Annotated in this window: 1 protein-coding gene; it reads left to right on the forward strand. The window is 71.4% G+C overall.

The features are described from left to right. Nucleotides 1-68: 68 nt before the first annotated feature. Nucleotides 69-1,009 (forward strand): beta-ketoacyl reductase (locus AB0B72_RS40345; protein WP_367745088.1); only part of this gene is annotated, 941 nt, incomplete at its 3' end.

The raw sequence follows: 1,009 nt of genomic DNA on the forward strand, positions 1-1,009 counted from the left end.
TCGTCCGGCGGTTGGTGCGTGCTGGTGCTTCCGGGGTGGGTCAGGTGGGGTGGTGTCCGCGGGGGCGGGTGCTGGTGACGGGTGGCACGGGTGCGCTGGGCGGGCATGTGGCCCGGTGGCTGGCGGTGAACGGGGCCGATGAGGTGGTGTTGACCAGCCGCCGCGGCCTGGACGCCCCGGGCGCGGCTGAGCTGGTTGCGGAGTTGGAGGGGCTTGGGGTCTCGGTTGTGGTGGCCGCGTGTGATGTGGCCGACCGGGATTCGCTGGCCGGGGTGGTGGCGGCGTATCCGCCGGATGCGGTGGTGCATGCGGCGGGGGTGCTGGATGACGGGGTGCTGGATCAGTTGTCTCCTGAGCGGTTGGAGCGGGTGTTCCGGGCGAAGGTGGCCGCGGCGGTCAATCTGCATGAGTTGACCAGTGACCTGGACGCCTTCGTGATGTTCTCCGCTGCGGCAGGCGTGCTCGGCAACGCGGGGCAGGGCAATTACGCGGCGGCGAACGCTTTCCTCGACGCGTTGGCGCAGGTGCGGCGTGCTGCGGGGTTGGCGGCGACGTCGATTGCGTGGGGGGCGTGGGCTGAGGCGGGGATGGCCGCTGATGAGGTGGTGGAGCGGCGGTTGCGGCGTAGTGGGGTGGCGCCGATGGTGCCGGAGCTCGCGCTGGCCGCGATGCGGCAGGCCGTCGCCGGTGACGAGGCATGCGTCGCGGTGGCCGACATCCGATGGGACCGCTACGCGGCGAGCACAGGCACGCATTCGTTCCTGGAGCAACTGACGGAAGCGCGGCCGGCGGAGCCTCCCCAGGTCGCGGCCGAAGACTGGCTGGCCCGGTTGGCTGAGGCGTCGCAGGTGCGGCGGCCTCGGTTGGTGCTGGGGTTGGTGCGGGCCGAGGTGGCGGGGGTGTTGGGGTTCGGTTCGGCTGATGAGGTGGAGCCGGGCCGGGCGTTCAAGGAGTTGGGCTTCACGTCGTTGTCGGCGGTGGAGTTGCGTAACCGGTTGAACGCGGCCAC

The sequence above is a fragment of the Microbispora sp. NPDC049125 genome (genome assembly GCF_040802045.1).
Classification (GTDB): domain Bacteria; phylum Actinomycetota; class Actinomycetes; order Streptosporangiales; family Streptosporangiaceae; genus Microbispora.